The 21,825-nt window shown below is 62.1% G+C and carries 18 protein-coding genes and 1 tRNA gene; 4 read left to right on the forward strand and 15 right to left on the reverse strand.

Annotation, left to right across the window (positions count from 1 at the left end):
• Positions 1-120: 120 nt before the first annotated feature.
• The 8 genes from JQ558_RS05235 to JQ558_RS05270 form a co-directional block, all read right to left on the reverse strand.
• Complete coding sequence (locus JQ558_RS05235) at positions 121-486, reverse strand: hypothetical protein (protein ID WP_312014958.1); 366 nt, start codon at positions 484-486, stop codon at positions 121-123.
• 22 nt (positions 487-508) lie between these two features.
• Positions 509-3,643 (reverse strand): efflux RND transporter permease subunit, encoded by a 3,135-nt coding sequence (locus JQ558_RS05240; protein WP_212292962.1) that lies wholly within the window; start codon positions 3,641-3,643, stop codon positions 509-511.
• Between the two features lie 12 nt (positions 3,644-3,655).
• A complete protein-coding gene (locus JQ558_RS05245; RefSeq protein WP_212292961.1) occupies positions 3,656-5,341 on the reverse strand; it encodes an efflux RND transporter periplasmic adaptor subunit in 1,686 nt (561 codons plus the stop codon).
• Positions 5,342-5,415: 74 nt separating this feature from the next.
• Positions 5,416-5,919, reverse strand: coding sequence for a hypothetical protein (locus JQ558_RS05250; protein WP_212292960.1), 504 nt, complete (start codon positions 5,917-5,919; stop codon positions 5,416-5,418).
• Between the two features lie 210 nt (positions 5,920-6,129).
• On the reverse strand, positions 6,130-6,492 hold the full coding sequence (locus tag JQ558_RS05255) for a hypothetical protein (protein ID WP_312014957.1): 363 nt from the start codon (positions 6,490-6,492) through the stop codon (positions 6,130-6,132).
• 2 nt (positions 6,493-6,494) lie between these two features.
• The gene (locus JQ558_RS05260) at positions 6,495-6,731 is read right to left on the reverse strand and encodes a hypothetical protein (protein ID WP_212292958.1); all 237 of its coding nucleotides are present in this window, start codon (positions 6,729-6,731) and stop codon (positions 6,495-6,497) included.
• A gap of 1,148 nt (positions 6,732-7,879) precedes the next feature.
• Complete coding sequence (locus JQ558_RS05265; RefSeq protein WP_212292957.1) at positions 7,880-8,086, reverse strand: hypothetical protein; 207 nt, start codon at positions 8,084-8,086, stop codon at positions 7,880-7,882.
• A complete protein-coding gene (locus JQ558_RS05270) occupies positions 8,076-8,456 on the reverse strand; it encodes a hypothetical protein (RefSeq protein ID WP_212292956.1) in 381 nt (126 codons plus the stop codon). Before JQ558_RS05270 ends, JQ558_RS05265 begins: the two co-directional genes overlap by 11 nt.
• A 158-nt stretch (positions 8,457-8,614) precedes the next feature.
• Here JQ558_RS05270 and JQ558_RS05275 point away from each other — a divergent pair, with 158 nt between their 5' ends.
• Positions 8,615-9,001 (forward strand): hypothetical protein, encoded by a 387-nt coding sequence (locus JQ558_RS05275; protein WP_249142338.1) that lies wholly within the window; start codon positions 8,615-8,617, stop codon positions 8,999-9,001.
• Between the two features lie 53 nt (positions 9,002-9,054).
• Positions 9,055-9,813 carry a DUF5131 family protein gene (locus JQ558_RS05280; RefSeq protein ID WP_212292954.1) on the forward strand — a complete coding sequence of 253 codons (759 nt, stop codon included), beginning with the start codon at positions 9,055-9,057 and terminating at the stop codon, positions 9,811-9,813.
• Here JQ558_RS05280 and tcmP read toward each other — a convergent pair.
• From tcmP to JQ558_RS05295, 3 genes are all read right to left on the reverse strand, one after another.
• Complete coding sequence (gene tcmP, locus JQ558_RS05285) at positions 9,764-10,702, reverse strand: three-Cys-motif partner protein TcmP (protein WP_212292953.1); 939 nt, start codon at positions 10,700-10,702, stop codon at positions 9,764-9,766. The two genes, JQ558_RS05280 and tcmP, sit on opposite strands and share 50 nt — an antisense overlap.
• A 228-nt stretch (positions 10,703-10,930) precedes the next feature.
• Positions 10,931-11,007, reverse strand: a tRNA-His gene (locus JQ558_RS05290).
• 905 nt (positions 11,008-11,912) lie between these two features.
• A complete protein-coding gene (locus JQ558_RS05295) occupies positions 11,913-13,577 on the reverse strand; it encodes an L-lactate permease (RefSeq protein ID WP_212292952.1) in 1,665 nt (554 codons plus the stop codon).
• Between the two features lie 297 nt (positions 13,578-13,874).
• On the opposite strand from JQ558_RS05295, the gene JQ558_RS05300 reads away from it, so the two are divergent.
• Positions 13,875-15,620 carry an ABC transporter ATP-binding protein/permease gene (locus JQ558_RS05300; protein ID WP_212292951.1) on the forward strand — a complete coding sequence of 582 codons (1,746 nt, stop codon included), beginning with the start codon at positions 13,875-13,877 and terminating at the stop codon, positions 15,618-15,620.
• Between the two features lie 99 nt (positions 15,621-15,719).
• Here JQ558_RS05300 and JQ558_RS05305 read toward each other — a convergent pair whose 3' ends face one another.
• Complete coding sequence (locus JQ558_RS05305; RefSeq protein WP_212209609.1) at positions 15,720-16,733, reverse strand: TorF family putative porin; 1,014 nt, start codon at positions 16,731-16,733, stop codon at positions 15,720-15,722.
• A gap of 424 nt (positions 16,734-17,157) precedes the next feature.
• Between JQ558_RS05305 and JQ558_RS05310 the strand changes: the two genes are divergently transcribed.
• Entirely contained in the window at positions 17,158-17,604 is a 447-nt protein-coding gene (locus JQ558_RS05310) for a hypothetical protein (protein ID WP_212209608.1), read from the forward strand.
• On the opposite strand, the gene glcF is transcribed toward JQ558_RS05310, so the two are convergent.
• Genes glcF through JQ558_RS05325 form a run of 3 tightly spaced genes read right to left on the reverse strand, consistent with a single transcriptional unit; the run spans position 17,601 to position 21,687 of the window.
• Entirely contained in the window at positions 17,601-18,947 is a 1,347-nt protein-coding gene (gene glcF / locus JQ558_RS05315; protein WP_212292950.1) for a glycolate oxidase subunit GlcF, read from the reverse strand. The two genes, JQ558_RS05310 and glcF, sit on opposite strands and share 4 nt — an antisense overlap.
• Positions 18,944-20,182, reverse strand: coding sequence for an FAD-binding protein (locus tag JQ558_RS05320; RefSeq protein WP_212292949.1), 1,239 nt, complete (start codon positions 20,180-20,182; stop codon positions 18,944-18,946). Before JQ558_RS05320 ends, glcF begins: the two co-directional genes overlap by 4 nt.
• Before the next feature lie 11 nt (positions 20,183-20,193).
• Positions 20,194-21,687 (reverse strand): FAD-linked oxidase C-terminal domain-containing protein, encoded by a 1,494-nt coding sequence (locus JQ558_RS05325; RefSeq protein ID WP_212209605.1) that lies wholly within the window; start codon positions 21,685-21,687, stop codon positions 20,194-20,196.
• Between the last annotated feature and the right edge of the window lie 138 nt (positions 21,688-21,825).

The following is a 21,825-nucleotide window of genomic DNA, read 5'->3' on the forward strand; positions in this document are numbered from 1 at the left end:
TTCAGACCGGTTTCCTGTCTGCCTCAGCCAATGCGCAAAATGCCGCACCGACAAAAAAATCCCCGCGGGCTGCGCCGCGGGGGTTTGGTTGATCGACTTGGCTCTTGCTTCGCAATCCGCTCAGTCGAATTTTGCCTGCGCCGTCTTTCCATCAGGGCCGGTCAGTTGCACGACACCTTTTGGCTGAACCGGCAATGCGACGCTGGCGGTGCCGGAAAGCAGCGCGCTGCCGGCAGGCTGGAGCAGGATCCGTTGCGACTTGCCATCGACAACGAGGATGGCAACCGCCTTGAACCCTGTGGCCGGGATCGATTTCTGGTTCTCGTCGCTGACGAAGAGTTCGAGCTTGTCGGATTTCGAAACCAGTTCGACGTGATACGAACCGGCATGCGCGACCCAGCCGCCATTCGTTCCTCTCTCGTCGTGCGCCGAGGCGCAAGTCGACCAGGCCAGCATGGCCGCAACCATCAAAAATTTCCCATTCACCGTCATTCTCCGGATGTTGATGTCAAAAAGCTTCGGCGGCTGAATTTGCCGCGGCCGTCTCCGCACTGCCGCCAGCGCCTCTTCGCAGCCGCTCCAGCGGCGCTTCGCCATAGCGAAGGAACAGAACGGGCGTCAGCAGCGTGTCGAGCAGGGTCGCGCTGAGGAGACCGCCAAAAATCGTCACGGCCACCGGATGGAGAATTTCCTTGCCGGGCGTTGCCGCATCGATCAGCAGCGGCACCAGCGCGACACCGGCCGACATCGCCGTCATCAGGACCGGCGTCAGCCGCTCGACGCTGCCGCGAACCACGAGATCGTGCCCGAACGGCATTCCCTCCTTCAGCGCCAGGTTGATGTAGTGGCTGATTTTCAGGATGCCGTTGCGAACCGCAATGCCGGTCAGCGTGACAAATCCGACCATCGACGCAACCGAGAGCGGTTGGCCCGCCAGCCAGAGCGCCGCGACCGAGCCGATCAGCGCCAGCGGGACGTTGCCCATGATGATGAAGGCAAGCACGGCCGAGCGGTAGCGGCTGTAGAGAATGGCAAACACCAGCAACAGTGACAGCAGCGAGAGCACGCCGATGGTCCGGCTTGCTTCCTCCTGGGCCTGGAACGTTCCCTCCAGCCGAACGTAGAAGCCTTCGGGAAGCCTGGTCGACGCGGTCACCTTGCGGATCGCCGCGATGATGTCGGTCATGTCGGCCGTCCCGTCGGCGTTCGCCAGCACCACCACACGGCGGCGGCCGTTCTCGCGCAGGATCTGGTTGGGGCCTTCGGTCTCCTTGACGTCGGCGATCTGCCGCGCCGGGATCCATCCGGCCGGCGTTTCGATCAAGAGGTCGCCCAGGGTTTGCGTGGTGCGAAGCCGGTCCGGCAGCCGCATCGTGACGTCGAACCGGCGATAGCCGTCCACCACCCGTGAAATGACGCGGCCGTTCGAGAGCCGGCTGAGCTGCTGGATCACGGCGGCCGGCTGCACGCCATAGAGCGCGGCACGACCATAATCGACGCGGATTTCCAGCTGCGGAATCAGCACCTGCTTTTCGACCTGCAGGTCGGTGAGACCCGGAATCTCCGAAAGCTTGCCGCGCAACATGTCAGCGGTCGCGCGCAGGCTGTTCAGATCGTCGCCGAACACTTTCAGCGCAATTTCGGCCCGAACGCCCGAAAGCAGATGGTCGAGCCGGTGCGAAATCGGCTGGCCGACGTTGATCGCAGCGGGAAGCACGGCGAGCCGCGCCCTTATATCCGCGACGATTTCGGTCTTTGGCCGTTTCGTTGGCTTGAGATTGACCTCGAGGTCCGACGAATGGACGCCTTCGGCATGCTCGTCGAGCTCCGCCCGGCCGGTTCGCCGGCCAACGGTCTTGACCTCGGGCACTTCAAGGATGAGGCGCTCGGCAATCAACCCGACGCGATGGGACTCGGCGAGCGAGATTCCCGGATTGAACAGCATGTTGATGGTGAAGGTGCCCTCGTTGAAGGGCGGCAGGAATGCGCGGGGAAGATAGAATGCGGAAGCCGCCGCCATCACGACCGCCGCGAGCGCGGCAACCATCAGGGCGCGCTGATGGTGGAAAACCCGTTCGAGCAAGGCCGCATTGGCGCGTTTGAGCATCGCGACCAGCGCGCTGTCGCCATGATCGAGGCGCTTGAGATGCGGAAGCATGTGATACGCCATCACCGGGGTCAGGGTGATGGAGACCGCAAGGCTGGCGAGAATGGAGATGATGTAGGCCTGACCAAGCGGCGCAAACAGCCGGCCTTCGATGCCCGACAGTGCAAACAGCGGCACGAACACCAGAACGATGATGGCGGTCGCATAGACGATGCCGGAGCGCACTTCCTGGGATGCCGAGACGACCACATCGAACGCGGAGCGCGGATGCTCCAGGGCGCGATTTTCGCGCAACCGCCGGAAGATGTTTTCGACGTCGACGACGGCGTCATCGACCAGCTCGCCGATGGCGATGGCGATGCCGCCAAGGGTCATCGTGTTGATCGACAGGCCGGCAAAATAGAACACGACCGCGGTGGTCAGGATCGATACCGGGATCGCAGCCAGCGAGATCGCCGTGGTCCGCCAGTTCATCAGGAACAGGAACAGCACGATGGCGACGACCGCGCCGGCCTCGAGCAGGACACGCTCGACATTGCCGATCGAGGTCTCGATGAAATTGGCCTGACGGAAGATGATCTGGTCGGCCTTCATGCCCGTCGGCAGCGACGCCGTGATTTCCTTCAGGGCCTGCTCGATCTCGCGGGTCAGCCGGATGGTATCGACGTTGGGCTGCTTCTCGACCGAGACGACGACGGCCGGCTTGCCCATATAGCCGGCGTCGCCGCGCTTGACCTTGGGCGCAAACTCGACGGTGGCCACCTGCTTCAGATAGACCGGCCCGCCATTGACCTGCGCCACCACCACGTTGCGGAGGTCGTCCAGATTGGTGGTCCGCCCGATATTCCGGATCAGATATTCGCGGGCATGCTGATCGGTAAATCCGCCGCCGGTATTGACGCCGAACTGATTGAGGGCGAGTTCGACCTGCTCGTAGGTGACGCCGAGGCTGCGCAGCGCCGGCGGATTGGGCGCGATCCGGTATTGCCGGACTTCGCCCCCCATCGGAATCACCTGTGCGACGCCGGGGATGGTGAGCAGCCGCGGCCGCACCACGAAGTCGGTTGTCTCGCGAACCTCCATCGCCGAAGCGCGGTCGCTGGTCACCGCGACCAGCAGCACCTGCCCCATGATGGAGTTGATCGGTCCCAGTTGCGGAACGGTATTTGGCGGCAACTGGGTCCGGATCAGATTGAGGCGCTCACCGATCTGCTGCCGGTTACGATAGATATCGGTACCCCAGTCGAATTCGACATAGACGATCGAAAGGCCGATGCCGGAAACCGAGCGGACCCGCGTCACGCCGGGAACACCGTTCATCTGGGTTTCGATCGGAAAGCTGACGAGCTGTTCGACCTCTGGGGGCGCGAGCCCGTCCGACTCGGTCATGATCGTGACCGTCGGCTTGTTCAGGTCGGGAAACACGTCCACCGGCAGCCGGGTAGCGCTGAAGATGCCGAGCAACACCAGGACCAGTGAAGCCGCTATGACCAAGAGGCTGTTGCGCAGCGACTGTGTGACGAGAAAGCGAAACATCTGCCCGGCTCCTCAGCGCACTTGGTTGAGCAGTTCGGCGCCCTGCACGACCAGGCGCTTGCCTCCGGCGAGGCCGGTGGCGATGAGCACGCGGTCGCCGTCGAGCGGCTCCACCCGTACCGGCCGCTGTTCGAAACGCTCCGGCGTGACGTGTTCGTAAACCACCTCCTGGCCGTTGGCGTTGCGCACCAGACTGGCCCGCGGCACCGCAAGGCCGACCTTTTCCTCATTGGTGGTGGCCAGCACCGTGACGAACTGCCCGGCGCGAAGGCCGGAATGGTCGCCCTGAATGGCGAACTGGACCGGGATTGATTGATTGCGGTCCGCAAAGCCGGAGCCCTGATAGACCAGTGTGAAAGTACGATCGGTCCCGAGATTCGCAGTCGCGCTGCGAACGCCGGCCAGCGGATCGAAACTGCGGGCTTCGACCCACAGGCGGGTCGGATCGACGATGTGGAAAATCACCGCATTGGACTGGGCGATCTGTCCGGCCACCGGTGTGCCTTCGGCGACGACGCCGTCGACTGGCGCCAGCAGCGCTTCGGGCTCACGGCGCGCCCGGTCGAGCGATCCGCGGCGGTCTTTCAAGCCCTGCAGCTCCGACCTCGTGTCTTCGAGCTGGGAGCGGGCAATGGCGCCGCTCGGCACCAGCGTTTCATAGCGGGCGAGCCGGCGCTCCACGATGGAAATTTGCTGGTCGAGTTCGCCCTGGCGCTGGCGCATATCCGACACGTCGATGGCCTGCAGCGGCGGGTCGACATAAGCGAGCACATCGCCTTTCTTGACCGGCGTCCCCAGTCTCGGAAAACCGCCGGGCGGGGCTGAGAGGCGGCCGCCCACCGAAGCCTGCACGAAGCCGCTGGCGTTCGGATCGGGAATGATCCGGCCCGGCAGCTCGATGGCGCGCGGGTGCGCACGGGATTCGGTCATCACGGTACGAAGGGCGAGAATGCGTTGCGTGCTCTTGGGCACGAACACGCCGCCATCTGGCAGGCGCTGTGCGAGGTCGCGAACCGACTGCATCGCGGCTGCCGGAGCGGCGCGATCATGGCCGTCATGGGAGCGCGATGAATTGTTGGACAGGACGAACGCGCCGGCGACGACGAGAACCATTGCCGCCGCTCTGCGACGCCGCCGGATCAGCGCCATGACGCCGATCCCGGCAGCAAGCCCGGCCAGGATGGCGATGAACAGCGCCGGGCCGTCGTGATTGAAGTGATAGCCGACCTCTCCCGCAATGGCGGAGGTCGAGAGCCACGATGTCGGTCCGGCCTTCGCCCCTGGAAGATCCGGAATCACCAGCCGGGCGGGCAACACATCGACATTGCCGTCTTTCGCGACCGTGAAGATCAGGTCGTAAGCGCCCGGCTTGCTGGACCAGGGCGCGTCGAGGCGATAGGGCTCGCCCGGCCTGGCTGCGGCCTTCTGCGGCCCGGCGGGCGTTTCGATTTCGATTTCGGCGCCATCCACCGGCTCGTTGGTTGCGAACCGGTCGAGATAGATGACGAGCACGCCTTCGCGCGCAATCGCAACCAGTTCGTGCACATCCGAGTCGGTCTCGGCACGCGGCGCGAGACTGGCGCTCGGCGCCGGAGCGGGCGCGCCATGATCGTGGCCTTCGTGCGCCAGCACCGGGCCTGCCATGAGCAGGAATGACATAGCCGCCACGCACCGCGCGGCACGGAACAAAAAAGACATCTGAATGACTCACCTGAGAAGAAGCGTGTTCTCGCTCGCGCGGCCGGCACATCGTGCCGCCGCGATATCTTTGCTCAGGTGAACGCTCGGGGGGGTTTACGCAGGCTTGCGGGTTCTATGCCCGAAGCAAGCACGGCACCGGTGACATCAAGTCGGTGCGAATGAACTGCAGGAGGCAAACATTGCGAGGCTGCAACCAAAGCGGCGCCGCCGCAGCACCCCATGCCCGCCCCGCAACAACCGTCCACGCATCCGTCCGCGTCGATCGGCGCTGCGCCCGGCGGTCGACCTGCGGTCAGGATAAGCTCGTGCGGGATAGATCCGTTGGCTTTGGTGAAGGCAGCCTCGTTGGTGAAGGCAGCCTCGGCAAAGACGTCCTTGGTGAACGCAGCCTTGGTGAGGTGATGCGCCACCGGCGCATGGGCGCCGTGAGGTACCGCATGAGGATGAACGTGGACATGTCCCTGCAGGCGGTGGGCCTGGTCGGCATGGGCGCGGGCCAAGGCAGGCGCGAATTGAACGGCGATCAGGACGATCACCGTACAAATAAACTGCCAAAGCTTTGGGTTCGCGTTCATCAAGCTCACAATATCACAGGGCTCTCGGCCCTGCATAGGTCAGGTTAAAGATGGCTAACGCGTACTGCGAGCCATTCATATTTCTGTCGCCTTCAGGCCAGCACCGGTTCACGAGACTTTGATGAACGGGGCCGCTGGTCCGGAGAGGGTGTATATTCGCTCGAAACTGAATACTATTACGGTCCGCATCCGTTCAGGACCCCATCAACTTCAGTTGAATTTGGCTTGCACGGTTTTGCCATCGGGTGAGGTCAGTTGCACCACCCCCTTCGGCTGCGCCGTCAGCGCATCGCTGGCGGTTCCGGAAAGCCGCGCGCTTCCGGCAGGTTCCATTGCAACGCGTTGGGCCTTGCCATTCACAACAAAGATGCCGATGGCCTTGAAGCCGGTTGCGGCGATCGGCTTCTGGTTCGCATCGCTGATGTAGAGATCGACCTTTTCGGATTTCGAAACCAGCTCGACATGATAGGAGCCGGCATCCTCGACCCTGCCGCCATTCGTGCCCTGGTGATCGTGCGCCCAGGCGCAAGCGGACGAAGACACGAGCGCAGCAACCATCAGAAACTTCTTCATTGTCATTCTCCAGATGCTCGGCTGCCGACAGGCGTCAGAGGTACGTGAGCAGCGTGGATCAACGGCGATCCAGCCGAGCTGGTAAGCCGGCCGACGGCGTCGGCCGGCTTTTTGTCGTTAGTGGTGGTGGTGACCGTGGTGGTGGTGATGGCCGTGGTGATGATGGTGATGGCCATGATGATGATGATGGCCATGGTGCCAGCGCCAATGCCAGTGATGGCCATGATGGTGATGACCATGATGGTGATGGCCGTGGTGATGATGGCCGTGATGGTGACGCCAATGCCCCGCGCTGCTTGCGGAGACGCCGGCGACCAGGATGACGGTTGCAGCGACCGCGGAGAGGATTGCTTTACGAAACGACATGGTAGCTCCTTGGGTTGTGGTAGCAGGGGATCTGCTCCGTAGTTCGAACCCTATGATCGTCGCCGGCGGCTGAACGTGAGCTGAAACACGCAGGTGCACTCGCCTCTTCTTGAAGCGTGGACCTGCAAGCGAATTCGCAACGCAAATCAGGCACGAACTGCACATTCATCTCGGCATGCGCCACAATGACGCGCGCCGAAATCGCTTCGTCGTCGATCGTGTCAATGTGTCTAGTCGTGTGCATGGCTGTTTGACGCGCACGTCATTCACATTGTTCATGGAAAATTTCTGAACAGTTGTTCAGGTGTCCGCGCGGTGATGAAGGGAAAGACGATCGCCAGAACAAAATGAAGGCCGCAACTAGACAGCACCCCGGTGCAATTCCCTGCTGCTCACTTGCGCCGTCGGCAGCGAGCGAGGTTGAGGTCCCTTCGTGCTGCGACGGCCAGATGCTGACCCCCGCGCCGTGCTCGGGATCACGATCACCCGCGAGAAAGCTGCACCGGCAAAGCCAGCTTCGAACAGTGAGCGTGTGCGAGCCGATGCGCCGGCCGGCGAAAGGCCGATGACGCAGAAGGAGTTGATCGAACATTTTGGCTCGAATGTCCTGCCGGGAGCGGAGGCCGGCAAAAGCTATTGATCCAGCGATCCTCCCGCGTCCGAGCACCAACCAACGGGAGGGGGTGATCCCGGATCAATGCCGTCAACAGCGATCCGGGGGGCGCGCAGTGCGCAGGTCGTGCCCTACGAAATAACAGTGCACCCGGGTATTCATACCGGCGCGATAGGCCAGAGCCTGCCATCGCTGACCTTCCCGGCCGATGGCAGGCCGAGTTTCAGATGCGCGTGGGTGGTCCGGCATCTGGGGAGCCTGCTCCGTCGCTTTATCCTCAGCGGCGGGGCAGGTGCTCCCCTTATCTGGCCGCATTAGCAAGTCGTCAGCGCGCCAATCGCGATGCCGGCCAATCTTGGAGCACCCGGACGAGACATCGAGCTGGACGAGCTTTCTATCCGCCGGAGATTAGAAGGTCTTTTCTCCTTGGTCGGCATGGACAGGACATAATGCGACCCATTTGCCCCGCAATTTTTCAAATTGCCAACCATCCTCTTCGGCTGTGACAAAGGCTAGCCGAGATAGGTCCCAATTTTGAGCTATCTCTTCACTGCGCCGATGATCGCACACGTCGCATGAAAAAATATGATGACCGCCGCGTCTTTCAATTCCCATCGGCTTTCTCCTCCCGCGGAGCGCCGACTAATTCCACTCTTCGGAGCTCAGAAAAGAATTTTATGAGTTCGGGCAACTCGGCATCGCCGTGTGTCAGATAAAAAAGTCTAGCGATCTCTTCTCGGCTCAATTCGAGCTGCACCAAATATGACCCATTCAAATTCAGCTCAGCGTGGCTCGAAATTCGCGCGGTAAAGTGCACACGCCGACGGCCTCGGAAGAGCTGCTGGACGTGGCGGAAGATTTGGAAATAGGTCTCCCCCTTTTCGAAGCTCTCGATTTCTTCGTTAACTTCCTGAGCGGTCAAGTTCGCGAACAGGACCGGCTTTGGTCCATGATCTCGGGACCACCCGCGCGTCGTAACTTGCATAAGAACCTCTCCTCCTTAGTTAACCTAAGACAAAGACATGTATTCTAAGCCAATAGATGTCAAGTTGTCGTTAAATAAGTTTGTTCGGCGACCTTGACTGATCTGTTCTTGATATGTTCTCATTCCGGATGGGCAATCGACGCATGGCGGAATGGCGGATGTTCTCAAGGAAGCAAATCGAGAAGGCGGCCGATCTCGCAGAGCAGCGCCGGCAGGCCGTCCGGCCCGATGCGACACCTGGCCCGGCTCCAGCCGATCCGATCCCGGACGAGCTATGGACGAGTTTGCTGACCGATTCGCGCGCGGCCGGAAAGCCGAGGGCCGCGATCCAGCATTGCCGGCTCGCCGACATTGGCCAGCATGTCCTGCGCGTCGAGTGCCAGCGCTGCGTTCGGATCGTCGAAATCCAGACGGCAGATGCGATCCGGCTCTTTGGGCAGCAAGCGCTCTGGAAAGATGTCGGGCAGCGATTGCTCGACCAGACCTGCACCAACCGCACCGGCCGGCACGAAGAGGATGGCTGCTGGCCTGATTGGAACCGATGAGGCCTTGATTAACCTCCGGGTGTCATGGTTTCTCTGGCGAAAAAGGAGCCTCCATGGCGGAAACATCAATTGAATGGACAGACGCCACTTGGAACCCCGTGGCGGGGTGCACGGTGCTGACTGCGGGCTGCACAAATTGCTATGCCATGCGGATGGCCGCTCGGCTCGATGCAATGGGCCAGCCCAAATACAAAGGGCTCACGCGAAAGAGCGGCGGCAGGTCAGTTTGGACGGGCAAGGTACGGCTCGACCACAAATCGCTCGACGTGCCGAAGTCTTGGTCAAAGCCCCGCAAGGTCTTCGTCAATTCAATGTCCGATTTGTTTCACACGGACGTGCCGCCCGACTTTATCGCGAAGGTTTGGGCGACCATGAAAGCGACCCCGAGGCACACTTATCAAATCCTGACCAAGCGGCCGGATAGAATGGCCTCGATCCTGGCTCAGCCAGAGTTTGAGATCTTGCCAAACGTCTGGCTGGGAACCAGCGTCGAGGATGGACGTGTGCTATCGCGCCTCGATGATATTCGGAAAGTGCCAGCCGCAATCCGGTTTGTTTCCTTAGAGCCTTTAATTGGCTCGGTCGCGGCCGGAGACCTCACAGATATCGATTGGGCAATTGTCGGCGGCGAAAGCGGTCCACGAGCAAGACCGATGAACCCCGAATGGGTCAGCGAGATCGAAGCAATGTGCCGGCGATCAGGCACCGCGTTCTTTTTCAAGCAGTGGGGCGGCAAGAACAAGAAGGCCGCCGGCCGGATGCTCAATGGGCAGACATACGACGAGATGCCTTCGGTCCATAGTTTTTCATGACGTACCGGTGGAATTTCTTGGCGAGATCAATGGCCGGTGCACTCGGATTGGCCACCGCCAAGAACAACGAGAATTTCTGCTGATTGATGTTGGTAAAGAGCGGTAGCGGCTCGGAAACGTATGGGAAGAGAGTTTCCATGCGACCTTTGAACCAAGTTTCGATTTGCGCCTTGGTTGCGTTGCGTCGTTCGTCAGCAGCGAATTCCGGGATCATCGTGTCGAACAATGTCTTCGCGAATAGATCGCTGGTTGGCGGCGGAAGCTCGTAAAGGTCGCGCCATGCTGGACTTAGCACTTGATCCAGTTTTTTCTGCTTTGGGCCGACACCGCTGAGCTTATTCGCAAGCTGGCTTGTGACGTCCTGGAGTGGAAATAGATACCATACATCCACACACTGCGTCTTTGCCAAGAGTTCTAGGGTCGCCCAATCGACCTGCAGTGCATAGGGATCAAGGAACACCGCCGCACGAGCACCACCAGAGGCGCCGCGTCGCCAGACCTGCCGAGAAAAAATTTCCCCAATGGCGGCGTTAGCATCGCGGTCAATGATCTCGATGTCGAGCGACCGGTTAGCGGCCTTAAGAGCGTGCAGAGCCTTGTTGTGCTGATCGTCGCTCTCATTGAAAATGAAGTGCTTGAAAGCTGGCCGAATATTCATCGCTCGTTTGGCGGAACCCGGCAGCGTTTCCGTCACCCATTGCACCGGTTGGCGCTCAAGCAGTCCGCCGGTGAGTTTTTCGTTGGTGCGATCACCGGTGCCCGCGAATACGTCAACGTACCAGAGATCAAAATTCTTCTGGCTCAGAGCCTTGGTGTAGCATTCCAAATAATAGCAGATCGCGTCGAGCTTAAGCTCGGTCCAAGCGCCGCCGAATTGATGCTCTGTCATGGTGGTGTCTCACGGGTCGCGGAAAGCGACTCGCCAACAACATTCAACTGCAGACCGGTAACAAGCACAAGCACAAAGCGAGAACTTTACACCCTTGGCGTCCATCCGGATAAGACGCGCTCGGTGCATTCAACGGCCGGCGCACATTTGCTAGAACATTTGCTAAATCGATTTTTTTGCCCTCGAATTTGAGAGCTTCGCTTCGACAAAATCTTCTTAGATTTCAAGTGGTACAGTTGGGTGGGTTCGAACCACCGACCTCCTGTTCCACAGACAGGCGCTCTAACCAACTGAGCTACAACTGCATCCTTCGCGAAGCTCCTGGAAGGATTGCTTCGACCATCTGTTACTACAGCAGGCACCATCGACTGAATGTGAGCTGGCGCACACAGTGGATCGGCTGACGAAAATGACAATCCAGCTTCGTCATTGCGAGCGAAGCGAAGCAATCCATGGCACCACTTGCGGAGGCATGGATTGCTTCGTCGCTGTCGCTCCCTTGCGCAAACGCTTCGCGTTTGTCGCAGGCAATGACGACGTAGCGAGAGTGGCTGCGACAAATTAACCCGACGGGCAAAATTCCGCTTCCCTCGTCGGGCAAATCAGCGGTTTGAATCGTCGCGTCCCGCCCGACAAGAGGGGCGTGCGCACGTCACGAACGCGCGGCGGGTTGCGGTGGACGCTGGTTCACGTCTGACGACGGCGTGGATTAAGCGTACGGCAAAACCGTGTGGTCCTGGCGCCCGTTGCAGGCGTCAAGCTGTCGGAGAAGCGCAAGCGGAAACGGCGGCGACGGAGTCAACCAGAACTCGTCTCCGGGGAGAGCGCGGCATAAGCCGTAAAGCCATTGCGCAGGGAAGGCCGGGTGTTCTCCGCTGCCCTGTATGCTCGTGTGCAGCCTACTTAGTGCAAACCGCACACGGGACCGCGGGTGCAGCGCGCACCCGGTCTTCCCTGCGCCCTCTCATTGGAGGGCGGGAAGTTTCTGGCAAAGCTCGGGCGCAATGCGTCGCGAGAATGCGAGAGTGCGTTTTGGATAATGGTGCAACAACAAAACACCGCCGTCGTCCCGGCCTTGAGCCGGGACCCATACTCCGCGGCAGAGATTGTTGTGCACGATGGTCGAGGGCTTTTCTCAACAGCAGATGACCGGGGTTATGGGTCCCGGCGTTCGCCGGGACGACATCTTCTCCATATGTTCAGTTGCGCCCTACTGCAGGACCATCAACGTGAACGGATAGACGTAGGCCTGCAATGTCACCAGTCCGCCGACCAGACAGGCCAGCACGATCGAATGCAGGAATACATAGCGAAGGATCGAGCCTTCGTGGCCGTACCAGTTGGTTGCCGTCGAGGCGACAACGATCGATTGCGCGTCGATCATCTTGCCCATCACGCCGCCGGAGGAATTGGCGGCGGCCATCAGGATCGGCGACAGGCCGAGCTGCTCGGACGTGATCTTTTGCAGATTGCCGAACAGCACGTTGGAGGCGGTGTCCGATCCCGTCAGCGCCACGCCAAGCCAGCCGAGCAAGGTGCCGAAGAAGGGATAGAGCACGCCGGTTGCGGCGAAGGCCAGGCCGAGCGTGGCGTCGACGCCCGACAGCCGCGTCAGCGTGCCGATCGCCAGCATCGCCGAGATCGTGATCAGCGAAATCGCGCACAATCTGATGGTGCGGCCGTATTCCGCAATCATCTTCACCGGCGAGAAGCTCATCAGGAATCCGGAAATGATCGCGGCGATCAGCATGCCGGTGCCGGTGAACGACAGATAGGTGAAGTCGAACAGCGCGGCTTCCGGTGTCGGCCTGGCGGCGACCGGGGGCACCTTGTTGATCAGGTTGTGCAGTTCGGGGACCTGATATTTCCAGACGAAGCTGGCGTTCGCCCAGCTCTTGAACCCGCCATTGCCCCAGATCAGCATCACCACGCAGACGATGATCCACGGCAGCAATGCGCTCCACAATTCGCCTTGCGTGAGCGGCGTCCTGTCCATCGGCTTCGGCGTCGCCATGGTCGCGGCCGATTCATCCTTGCCGCGCAAGGCGGGCGACAACCAGAGCTCCCTGGGCTGCCACACTTTCAGGAACAGGATCAGGCATCCCATCGAAATCAGCGAAGCGCCGATGTCGACGATCCAGGGGTTGATGTAGTTCGAGATCACGAATTGCGGGATCGCGAACGAGACGCCGGTGACCAGGATAGCCGGCCACACTTCCTTCATGCCCTTCCAGCCGGCAAAGGCCCACACCACCCAGAACGGCACGATCAGCGAGAACAGCGGCAATTGCCGACCGACCATCGCGCCGAGGACATAGGGATCGAGGCCGGTGACCTGGGCCAGGCCCTGGATCGGCGTGCCCAGCGCGCCATAGGCAACCGGTGCGGTGTTGGCGATCAGCGACAGGCCGGAGGCGGCCAGCGGCGAGAAGCCGAGCCCGATCAGAACCGCGCCTGTGATCGCGACCGGCGTGCCGAAACCGGATGCGCCCTCGAAAAATGCGCCGAAGGCGAACGCGATCAGGAGCAATTGCAGGCGACGGTCGTTGGTGACGCCGCCGATGGCGCGCTTCAACAATTCGAAGCGGCCGGTCTCGACCGTAATGCGGTAGAGGAAAATGACATTGAGGACGATCCAGCCAATCGGGAAGAAGCCGACCACCACACCGAGCAGCGATGCCCGGACCGACATGCCCGCGGGCATATGGTAGATGGCAATGGTGACGATGTTGGCGACGATCAACGCAATGATGGCCGCGATGTGCGCCTTGACCTTGCCGCTGGCGATCAGCACCAGGAGCGTGACCACCGGCACGGCGGCGGCGAGCGTCGACAAGGTCGCGTTGCCGAGCGGATTGTAGACTTGATCCCACATGTTCGGATTCTCCCCGGATTATTATTGGGCACCCGGCCGTGTGGACGGTCTGGTGTGCCTGGCGCCTGCGGAAACGTTGCTCTCATCCGCAAGATCGACTGCTGGTTCGGCAGTTCGCCGAAACCCGCTCACAACCTCGCGAAGTCCAGAGGTCCCCTGCCCCTCGCCGTGACAGCCATGCTAGGGTCTGACCAGCTGCCGCGACAAGTCGCCGCAGGCTGAGAAATCTACGACTTTAGTCCAACGTCAAATTCTTCCATTCTTTCAGGCCTTTAAGGCCCGCTCCCGGAGACCACCGTGAAGAATATCCGCTCGACGCTCGCGACCGTATGGCGGATCGCCGCTCCCTATTTCCGTTCCGAGGACAAATGGGCCGGCCGCGCGCTGCTCGCTGCCGTGATCACGATCCAACTGGCGCTGGTCGCGATCGACGTTCTGGTGAACCAGTGGCAGAATCGCTTCTTCAACGCGCTGCAGGAATACAATTGGGACGTCTTCGTCAGGGAGATCGGCGTCTTTTGCGTGCTGGCGAGTTGCGCCGTCGTGCTTGCCGTCTACCAGCTCTACCTCAATCAATGGCTGCAGATTCGCTGGCGGCGCTGGCTGACCCGGCACTATCTCGGCGAATGGATGCACGGCGCCAATCACTACCGCATGCAATTGCAGGGTGACGCCGCCGACAATCCGGACCAGCGCATTGCCGACGACGTCAGGCTGTTCGTCGAGCGGACGCTGGATATCGGGCTGAGCCTTTTGAATTCGGTGGTGACGCTGCTTTCCTTCGTCGTCATCCTGTGGGGGCTGTCGGCAGCCGCCCCCTTGCACCTGTTCGGCAAGGAGTACGCCATCCCGGGCTACCTGGTCTGGGGCGCGCTGATCTACGCCGTCCTCGGCACGGCGCTGACGCAATGGATCGGCTCGCCTTTGGTGCGGCTTGATTTCAAGCAGCAGCAATTCGAGGCCGATTTCCGCTTCAACCTGGTTCGGGCACGGGAGAACTCCGAGCAGATCGCGCTGTTGCAGGGCGAGCGCGCGGAGCGCCTCGGGCTTTGGGCGCGCTTCCACCATGTGATCGAAAACTGGTACGGCATCATGAGCCGGACCAAGCGGCTGACCACGTTCACCGCGAGCTATTCGCAGGCCGCGGTGATCTTTCCCTATATCCTGGTGGCACCGGCCTTCTTCGAAAAGAAGGTCCAGCTTGGCGGTTTGACCCAGACAGCGTCCGCGTTCGGCAGCGTGCAGTCGGCGCTGTCGATCTTCGTCACGATCTACCGCACGCTGGCCGACTGGCGCGCCATCATGGCACGCCTCGACGGCTTTGAAGCAGCCATCGCGAGCGCCACGGCGCTGGAGAAATCGAGCGAATCGATCGACGTCGTCGCATCTCAGGGCGGCACGGCGATCGACCTGCGCGAGCTCACGCTGCGCCTACCCAATGGCACGCCGCTGGTCTCGGCCGATGCTTTAAGCCTTCGCGGCGGCGAACGTACGCTGCTCACTGGCCCGTCGGGCTCCGGCAAGTCGACCCTGTTCCGGGCCATCGCCGGCATCTGGCCGTTCGGCAGCGGCTCGATCGCCATCCCCGCCGGCGCGTCCGTCATGATGCTGCCGCAGCGGCCCTACTTTCCGATCGGATCGCTGCATGGGGCCATCGCCTATCCCGGCGCAACCGAAACCTTCAGCGCCGATCGGGTCAGGGAAGCGCTCACCCAGGTCGGCCTGCCCAAGCTTGCCGGGCGGCTGGAGGAGCAATCGCACTGGAACCGGATGCTCTCGCTTGGCGAGCAGCAGCGCCTCGGGGTGGCGCGCGCGCTGTTGCACGCGCCGCAGTATCTGTTCCTCGACGAGGCGACCGCCTCGCTCGACGAACCCTCGGAAGCCGCGCTCTACAATTTGCTTGGCTCGAAACTGCCGCAAACCACCATCGTCTCGATCGGCCACCGTTCGACGCTCGAGGCCTTCCACCAGCGCCACGTCGCCATGGTCCGCGACGGCGACCAGTTCACGCTGCGGGAAACGGTCAGCGCCCAGCCGGCGTAAGCCTGAGAGAAGCTGTTGCAGCCCCTACAACCAGCGCCGTCCCAAAAGCAAAGGGGCGGCAGATTGCTCTGCCGCCCCCAGATCTTCGCGAAGAAGATATTACTTCAGGTTGGTCAGCGCGGTCAGGTCAGCCGAGAGCTTGACGATGCCGGCTGCGCCGCACCAGTTCGAACCCACGCCGGACGGATTGATCGCAGTGACGTTGGTTCCGGTAAAGGCATTGATTTCGCCGCGAGCGGTGAAGTCGCTGGTGAAAGCGTTGCAATCGCCCTTCGACAGGTTGGTGTCGGAGTAACGGAAGTCCAGCGTGAACACCTTGTAGGTGAAGCCGACGCCGATATTCCAGGTGTTGTAGTCGGCGTAGTTGATGCCGTTCGGGAATACCGCGGTCCCGTAGAACGAGTCCGAGGTGCCCAGCCACTGGCGGCCGAACTCACCCGACACGTACATGCCAAGGCCGCTGGCGCCGAACCAGGCGCTCGGCGCGATCGCCTTGCCGACGATCGAAGCATAGGTGCCTTCGGCGCCGCTGTTGAGGAAGCTCGGCGTATAATAGGCGGTGCCGCCCAGCGAGAAGTTGTCGTTGAAGGTGTAGTTCACCTTGCCGTAGATCTCGAAGAAGCTGACGTCCTTCTTGAGCACGTTGAGATTGAGCAGGGTGTTCGCCTGGCATTCGGCGCTGAGCGGAACGCCGGCGAAATCGGTGACAGCGCCGCCGCCATATTGGCAGGTTCCACCCGGATAGAGGTAGCCCCAGGCGCCGACATCGAAGGCAAATGCGCCAACCGTCAGGCGGGCACCGCCGTAGGCGTCGACTTCAGCGGCTGCACGGTTGGGGAACGAGATGCTCGCAGCGGCCAGGCCGACGTACAGCTGGAAGTCCTTGGTGACGTTGTAGCGCGGCTCGAAATAGGCGTTGACCGACGGCTTGTGGTTGGACTGGGTGATACCGCGGAAGATGTAATCGTTGGTGATGCCGGCGCCGAAGGCGATATCCCAGGGATCGAACGCGACAGGCGGCGGGGCCTTCACCGCCTTGACCCGCAAGTCCGCCGCGAGGGCCGAACCCGATACCATTGCCAGCGCCGTTGCTAACAAAGCCAGTTTCTTCATGACGATCCCCATCACCTTCTAGAACAGTCCCGTTCCGGTGGCCCCCCAGGGCAAGCGATAACCGACTGCAACCAAACTCAACGGCAATCTGGGACGTGCTGTCATGGGCGTGAAGCAAAAAAGACAATCATCTGCCGCCTTTTTAGGCGTTCTGCCTGTTTCGGAAAATGTTGTCTGCGGGTGTTGCATTCCCACAACAAGTTTGGCGGCCTTCGTGCCGGTCAGACGACATCTGGAACCGGCAAAACAAGGGGATCAGCTCCCGCTTGCCTGAACAGCGGCCGAATCAACAGCCTCCGTAGAAATCCGTGGTGAAATCGATCCGCCGGCCGGCCTCAAGAAAAAAGCCGCAGCGGTGGACGCTGCGGCTTTCCGATTAATCGACCTTGACGGGCCGCGGACGACCTAGTGCTGATCGCCGCCATTGGACGAGCCGGAGCCCCATGACGGGGTCGATGCCTCCGAACTCGGTGTTGCCCAGCTCGGAGCGGGCGCAGCTTCGGGCTCTGGCGCCGGAGCCGCCACCGGGGCTGCCGCCTTCGGCGCGGCAGGCTTGGCGGCGGCTTTCTTTTTCTTCGCCGGGCTCTTCGCCACAGCTTTCTTGGCGGATTTCTTGGCGGCCTTCTTCGGCGCTGCCTTCTTGGCGGATTTCTTTGCGCTCTTCTTCGAAGCCTTCTTGGCCGATTTCTTTGCCGACTTCTTGGCGGCCTTCTTCGACGACTTCTTCGCAGATTTCTTCTTCGCCGCTACCGCCTTCTTGGCCTTTTTAGCCTTCTTGCTTTTCTTGCTCTTCTTCGCTTTAGCCATCGTGGTCCTCCTGTTGCCGCTGGTCGTGTCAGTCGAGCGCTCGAATAGTCGGCCGATCGATTAGTTCAATGCTGGCCTTGTCAGTCCAGACCCCTTCAATTCGGGTTTTCGACCTCCTGTCGCCCAATCGAGAAGCTCAATCGTGTGCACCACAGGAACTGACGTACCGCCGGCAATCTGCACCATGCACCCAATATTGCCCGCAGCGATCATGTCCGGTTTGACTGTCGCAATATTGGCGATCTTGCGATCGCGCAATCTGCTCGCAATGTCAGGCTGGAGAATGTTGTAGGTCCCCGCCGAACCGCAACACAAATGGCTCTCGGGTACATCTTTCACCACGAATCCATTCTTGGAAAGCAATTCTTTCGGCGCGTGCGTGATTTTCTGTCCGTGCTGCAGCGAACAAGCCGAGTGATAGGCGATGGTGACGTCGCCTTGCTGGCTCGATGGATGCAGATCGATGCCGGCGAGATACTCGGTGATATCCTTTGTCAGCGCGGATATTCGTGCAGCGGGGCCGGCGAACTCACGGTCCTCGCGCAGCATGAAACCATAGTCCTTGATGACCGTGCCGCAGCCCGACGCCGTCACCAGGATGGCGTCGAGGCCACCTTGTTCCGCTTCGCGCTGCCAGACCGTGATGTTGGCGCGGGCGCGCGCCAGTGCGTCGCCGTCCTGCCCGAGGTGATGGGTGAGCGCGCCGCAGCATTGTTCGTCCCTGACCAGCACCACCTCGATGCCGTGGCGCGTCAGGAGATTGATGGCGGCCTGGTTGATGCGCGGCGCCAGCACCTGCTGGGCACAGCCCTGCAGCAGCGCCACCCGCCCCCGCTTGTCGCCAACGGCCGGGAAAACACTGCCGGCGGCAGGCCCCGGCGCCGGGAGGCTGCCGGGCGCGAGCGCCAGCATCGCCTTGATCCGCCGCAGCAGGGTGGGCGTCGCCGATGCGGTCTTCGGTGTCGGCAACAGGCCAGCGAACGGCCGGCCCAGCCGCGCCATGATCATGCTGGCGCGGAACAGACCCGGCCGCGGCAGCACAAAGGCCAGCACCGCGCGCAAGACCCGCTCGCCCAGCGGTCTGGAATAATCCCGCTCGATCCTGACCCGCGCCTGATCGACCAGGTGCATGTAGTTCACGCCCGATGGGCAGGTCGTCATGCAGGCGAGGCAGGACAGGCAGCGGTCGATATGCTTGACCACCTCCTTGGTCGGCGGGCGGTCCTTCTCCAGCATCTCCTTGATGAGATAGATCCGGCCACGCGGGCTATCGAGTTCGTCGCCGAGCAGCACGTAAGTCGGACAAGTCGCCGTGCAGAACCCGCAATGCACGCAGGCGCGCAGGATCTTGTCGGCTTCAGCGATGTCAGGATCGGCCAGTTGGGCGAGAGAGAATTCGGTTTTCATGTCGCGACCGCCCGCAGCAAGCGGCCCCGGTTGAGGATGTTCTTGGGATCGAAGCTCGCCCGGACGCGCTCGCTCAAGGCGGCCACGCCGCCGGATTGCGGATGGAACACGTCGACATTGCGCCGCACCAGTTCGGACGCCCGGACCAGCATCGCATGACCGCCGGCGGCATCGACGCGCGCCCGCAGCAGCGCCGCGTGCGCGTCCGGCCTGGGCGGCAACGCCGCCCAGATCAGCCCGCCGCCCCAATCGTAGATCACGTCGCCGCCGGTGTCGCGCGAAAGCTGCTGCCCGAGCGCGCCGCCGGACGCCGGCGGACACACGATCCGCCACACCGGCCACGCCCCCAGCGCGCCTTGGGCGGCAAACGGCAGGACATCGCGGATCGAACTCCAGATCGCGGCCGAAACAGCGTCTTGCAGGACCTCCACGGTGCCGAACGGCGCCAGCGTCTTGCCGAGCGAGCCGGCGCGGTCGGCGGCGGAAGCCGCGATGCCTTCGAGCCGCAGCAGCGTCGTCGCCTGCCCCGGCGCTCCGAGCCCGGCCAAGCCGCCGGCCGCGGACCGGAACGCCTGATGCGGCAGATGCGCCGCACCCGACACGTCGTAGGGCGAGCCTAGCGCCGCTGTCATCGCCCGGTTGGCGGTGACATCGTCGAGCCCGCGCAGCACCAGCGTGCGTTCGCTTTCGGGTTTCGGCATCACCTTCAACGTCACTTCCGTCATGACCGCCAGCGTCCCCCACGACCCCGCCAGCAATTTGCAGAGATCGTAACCGGTGACGTTCTTCACCACCTTACCCCCGGTTTTGAAACTGTCGCCGAAGCCGGACACCGCATGCGCCCCCAACAGATGATCGCGGGCGCCGCCGGCCCTGATGCGGCGCGGGCCGGCAAGGCCTGCGCCGATCATGCCGCCGATGGTGCCGGCGCCGGAGACGCCGAGCAGCGCCGACGTGTCCATCGGCTCGAACGCGAATTGCTGGTTCTTAGAGTCGATCAGCGACAGCACATCGGCAAGCGGCGCGCCCGCCTGCACCGTGATGATCAGCTCGTTCGGCTCATACGCCGTGACTGCATTCAGCGCCGACAGTTCGAGCACGGCGTTGGTCGCCATCGGCTGGCCGACCAGGCGCCGGGAGCCATGGCCGATGATCTCCAGCGGCTGCTCGCTGGCGATCGCCGCCCGCACCACCTGCTCGACGTCCTTGGCGTCTCGTACTCTTGGGGTGTCCACTTGCGCCTGCTTCAAAATCGGGGAAGTTCGGGGAATGCCAGCCGGCCGCCGTGCACGTGCACGCGGCCGAGTTCGGCGCAGCGGTGCAGGGTCGGAAACACCTTGCCGGGATTGAGCAGGCCTTGGGCATCGAACGCGCATTTCAGCCGCTGCTGCTGGTTGAGGTCGATCTCGCTGAACATTTCCGGCATCAGGTCGCGTTTCTCGATGCCGACGCCGTGCTCGCCGGTGAGCACGCCGCCGAGTTCGACGCAGCAGCGCAGGATGTCGGCGCCGAACGCCTCGGCCCGCTCCATCTCGCCGGGCTGGTTGGCATCATAGAGGATCAAGGGATGCAGATTGCCGTCGCCGGCATGAAACACGTTGGCGACGCGCAGGTCGTATTTGGCCGAGAGGTCGCGGATGCGGGCCAGGGCCTTCGGCAGCGCGCCGCGTGGAATGGTACCGTCCATGCAGAGGTAATCAGGGGAAATCCGGCCCACCGCCGGAAACGCCGCCTTGCGGCCGGCCCAGAACAGGTTGCGCTCGGCTTCCGACGTGGAAATCTGCAGCGTGGTGGAGCCGCAGCCTTTGGCGATGGTCTCGACGCGGCCGATCAGTTCATCGACTTCGACGCCGGGACCATCGAGTTCGATGATCAGGAGCGCCTCGACATCGAGCGGGTAGCCGGCATGGACGAAGGCTTCGGCGGCGTGGATCGCCGGTTTATCCATCATCTCCATGCCGCCCGGGATGATGCCGGCACCGATGATGCGGGCCACGCATTCACCGGCGGCCTCGACCTCGGCGAAGCCGACCATCAGCGCGCGGGCGGTTTCCGGCTTCTGCAGGATCCGCACCGTGATCTCGGTGATGACGCCAAGCAGGCCCTCGGAGCCGGTGATGATCCCCATCAGGTCGTAGCCTGCGTTCTCGGCCGACTTGCCGCCGATACGCAGGATTTCCCCTGACATCAGCACGATTTCGCAGCCCAGCACATTGTTGGTGGTCATGCCGTATTTCAGGCAATGCACGCCGCCGGAATTTTCCGCGACATTGCCGCCGATCGAGCAGGCAATCTGCGACGAGGGATCGGGCGCGTAATAGAACCCGGCATGCGCCACCGCCTGGCTGATGGCGAGATTGGTCACGCCGGGTTCGGTCACCACCACACGGTTGTCGAAATCGATCTCGCGGATCCGCTTGAATTTGCCAAGACCGAGCAGCACGCCATCGGCCAGCGGCAGCGCGCCGCCGGACAGCGAGGTGCCCGAGCCGCGCGGCACCACCTTGATGCCCTGCTCGCAGCAATATTTCAGGACCTTGGAGACCTGCTCTGTCGTGTCGGGCAACACCACGACCATCGGCGGCTGCCGATAGGCCATCAGGCCGTCGGACTCGTAAGGCAGCATCTCGGCTGCGCTGTCGATCACGCCCTCACCCGGCACGATCCCCCGCAAGGCGGCCACAATGGCGTCGCGGCGATCCAGAACGGCCTGATCGGAAGCCGGCATCATAATGGCCATGCGTTTCCTCCAGGGCCTAGCGCGTTATCGATTTGTCGCGGTAAATCAAGCACGTCTGGGCGCATTTGGGTAGGCCACCACACCAATGTCGGATTGCCTTCCCCCCAAATCGTGAGTTCGCTCTCGGGCAAGCCTGCG

The organism is Bradyrhizobium sp. AUGA SZCCT0160 (assembly GCF_018130105.1).
Taxonomy (GTDB): Bacteria; Pseudomonadota; Alphaproteobacteria; order Rhizobiales; family Xanthobacteraceae; genus Bradyrhizobium.

Excerpts from the sequence above, each read along its gene's own strand:
- JQ558_RS05270 (WP_212292956.1), bottom strand. The coding sequence starts at position 8,456 with ATGCAAGTTACGACGCGCGGGTGGTCCCGAGATCATGGACCAAAGCCG.
- JQ558_RS05245 (WP_212292961.1), bottom strand. The coding sequence starts at position 5,341 with ATGTCTTTTTTGTTCCGTGCCGCGCGGTGCGTGGCGGCTATGTCATTC.
- JQ558_RS05295 (WP_212292952.1), bottom strand. The coding sequence starts at position 13,577 with ATGTGGGATCAAGTCTACAATCCGCTCGGCAACGCGACCTTGTCGACG.
- JQ558_RS05250 (WP_212292960.1), bottom strand. The coding sequence starts at position 5,919 with ATGAACGCGAACCCAAAGCTTTGGCAGTTTATTTGTACGGTGATCGTC.
- JQ558_RS05265 (WP_212292957.1), bottom strand. The coding sequence starts at position 8,086 with ATGGGAATTGAAAGACGCGGCGGTCATCATATTTTTTCATGCGACGTG.
- JQ558_RS05325 (WP_212209605.1), bottom strand. The coding sequence starts at position 21,687 with ATGGCCATTATGATGCCGGCTTCCGATCAGGCCGTTCTGGATCGCCGC.
- JQ558_RS05255 (WP_312014957.1), bottom strand. The coding sequence starts at position 6,492 with ATGAAGAAGTTTCTGATGGTTGCTGCGCTCGTGTCTTCGTCCGCTTGC.
- tcmP (WP_212292953.1), bottom strand. The coding sequence starts at position 10,702 with ATGACAGAGCATCAATTCGGCGGCGCTTGGACCGAGCTTAAGCTCGAC.
- glcF (WP_212292950.1), bottom strand. The coding sequence starts at position 18,947 with ATGAAAACCGAATTCTCTCTCGCCCAACTGGCCGATCCTGACATCGCT.
- JQ558_RS05240 (WP_212292962.1), bottom strand. The coding sequence starts at position 3,643 with ATGTTTCGCTTTCTCGTCACACAGTCGCTGCGCAACAGCCTCTTGGTC.
- JQ558_RS05305 (WP_212209609.1), bottom strand. The coding sequence starts at position 16,733 with ATGAAGAAACTGGCTTTGTTAGCAACGGCGCTGGCAATGGTATCGGGT.
- JQ558_RS05260 (WP_212292958.1), bottom strand. The coding sequence starts at position 6,731 with ATGGTCATCACCATCATGGCCATCACTGGCATTGGCGCTGGCACCATG.
- JQ558_RS05275 (WP_249142338.1), top strand. The coding sequence starts at position 8,615 with ATGTTCTCAAGGAAGCAAATCGAGAAGGCGGCCGATCTCGCAGAGCAG.
- JQ558_RS05280 (WP_212292954.1), top strand. The coding sequence starts at position 9,055 with ATGGCGGAAACATCAATTGAATGGACAGACGCCACTTGGAACCCCGTG.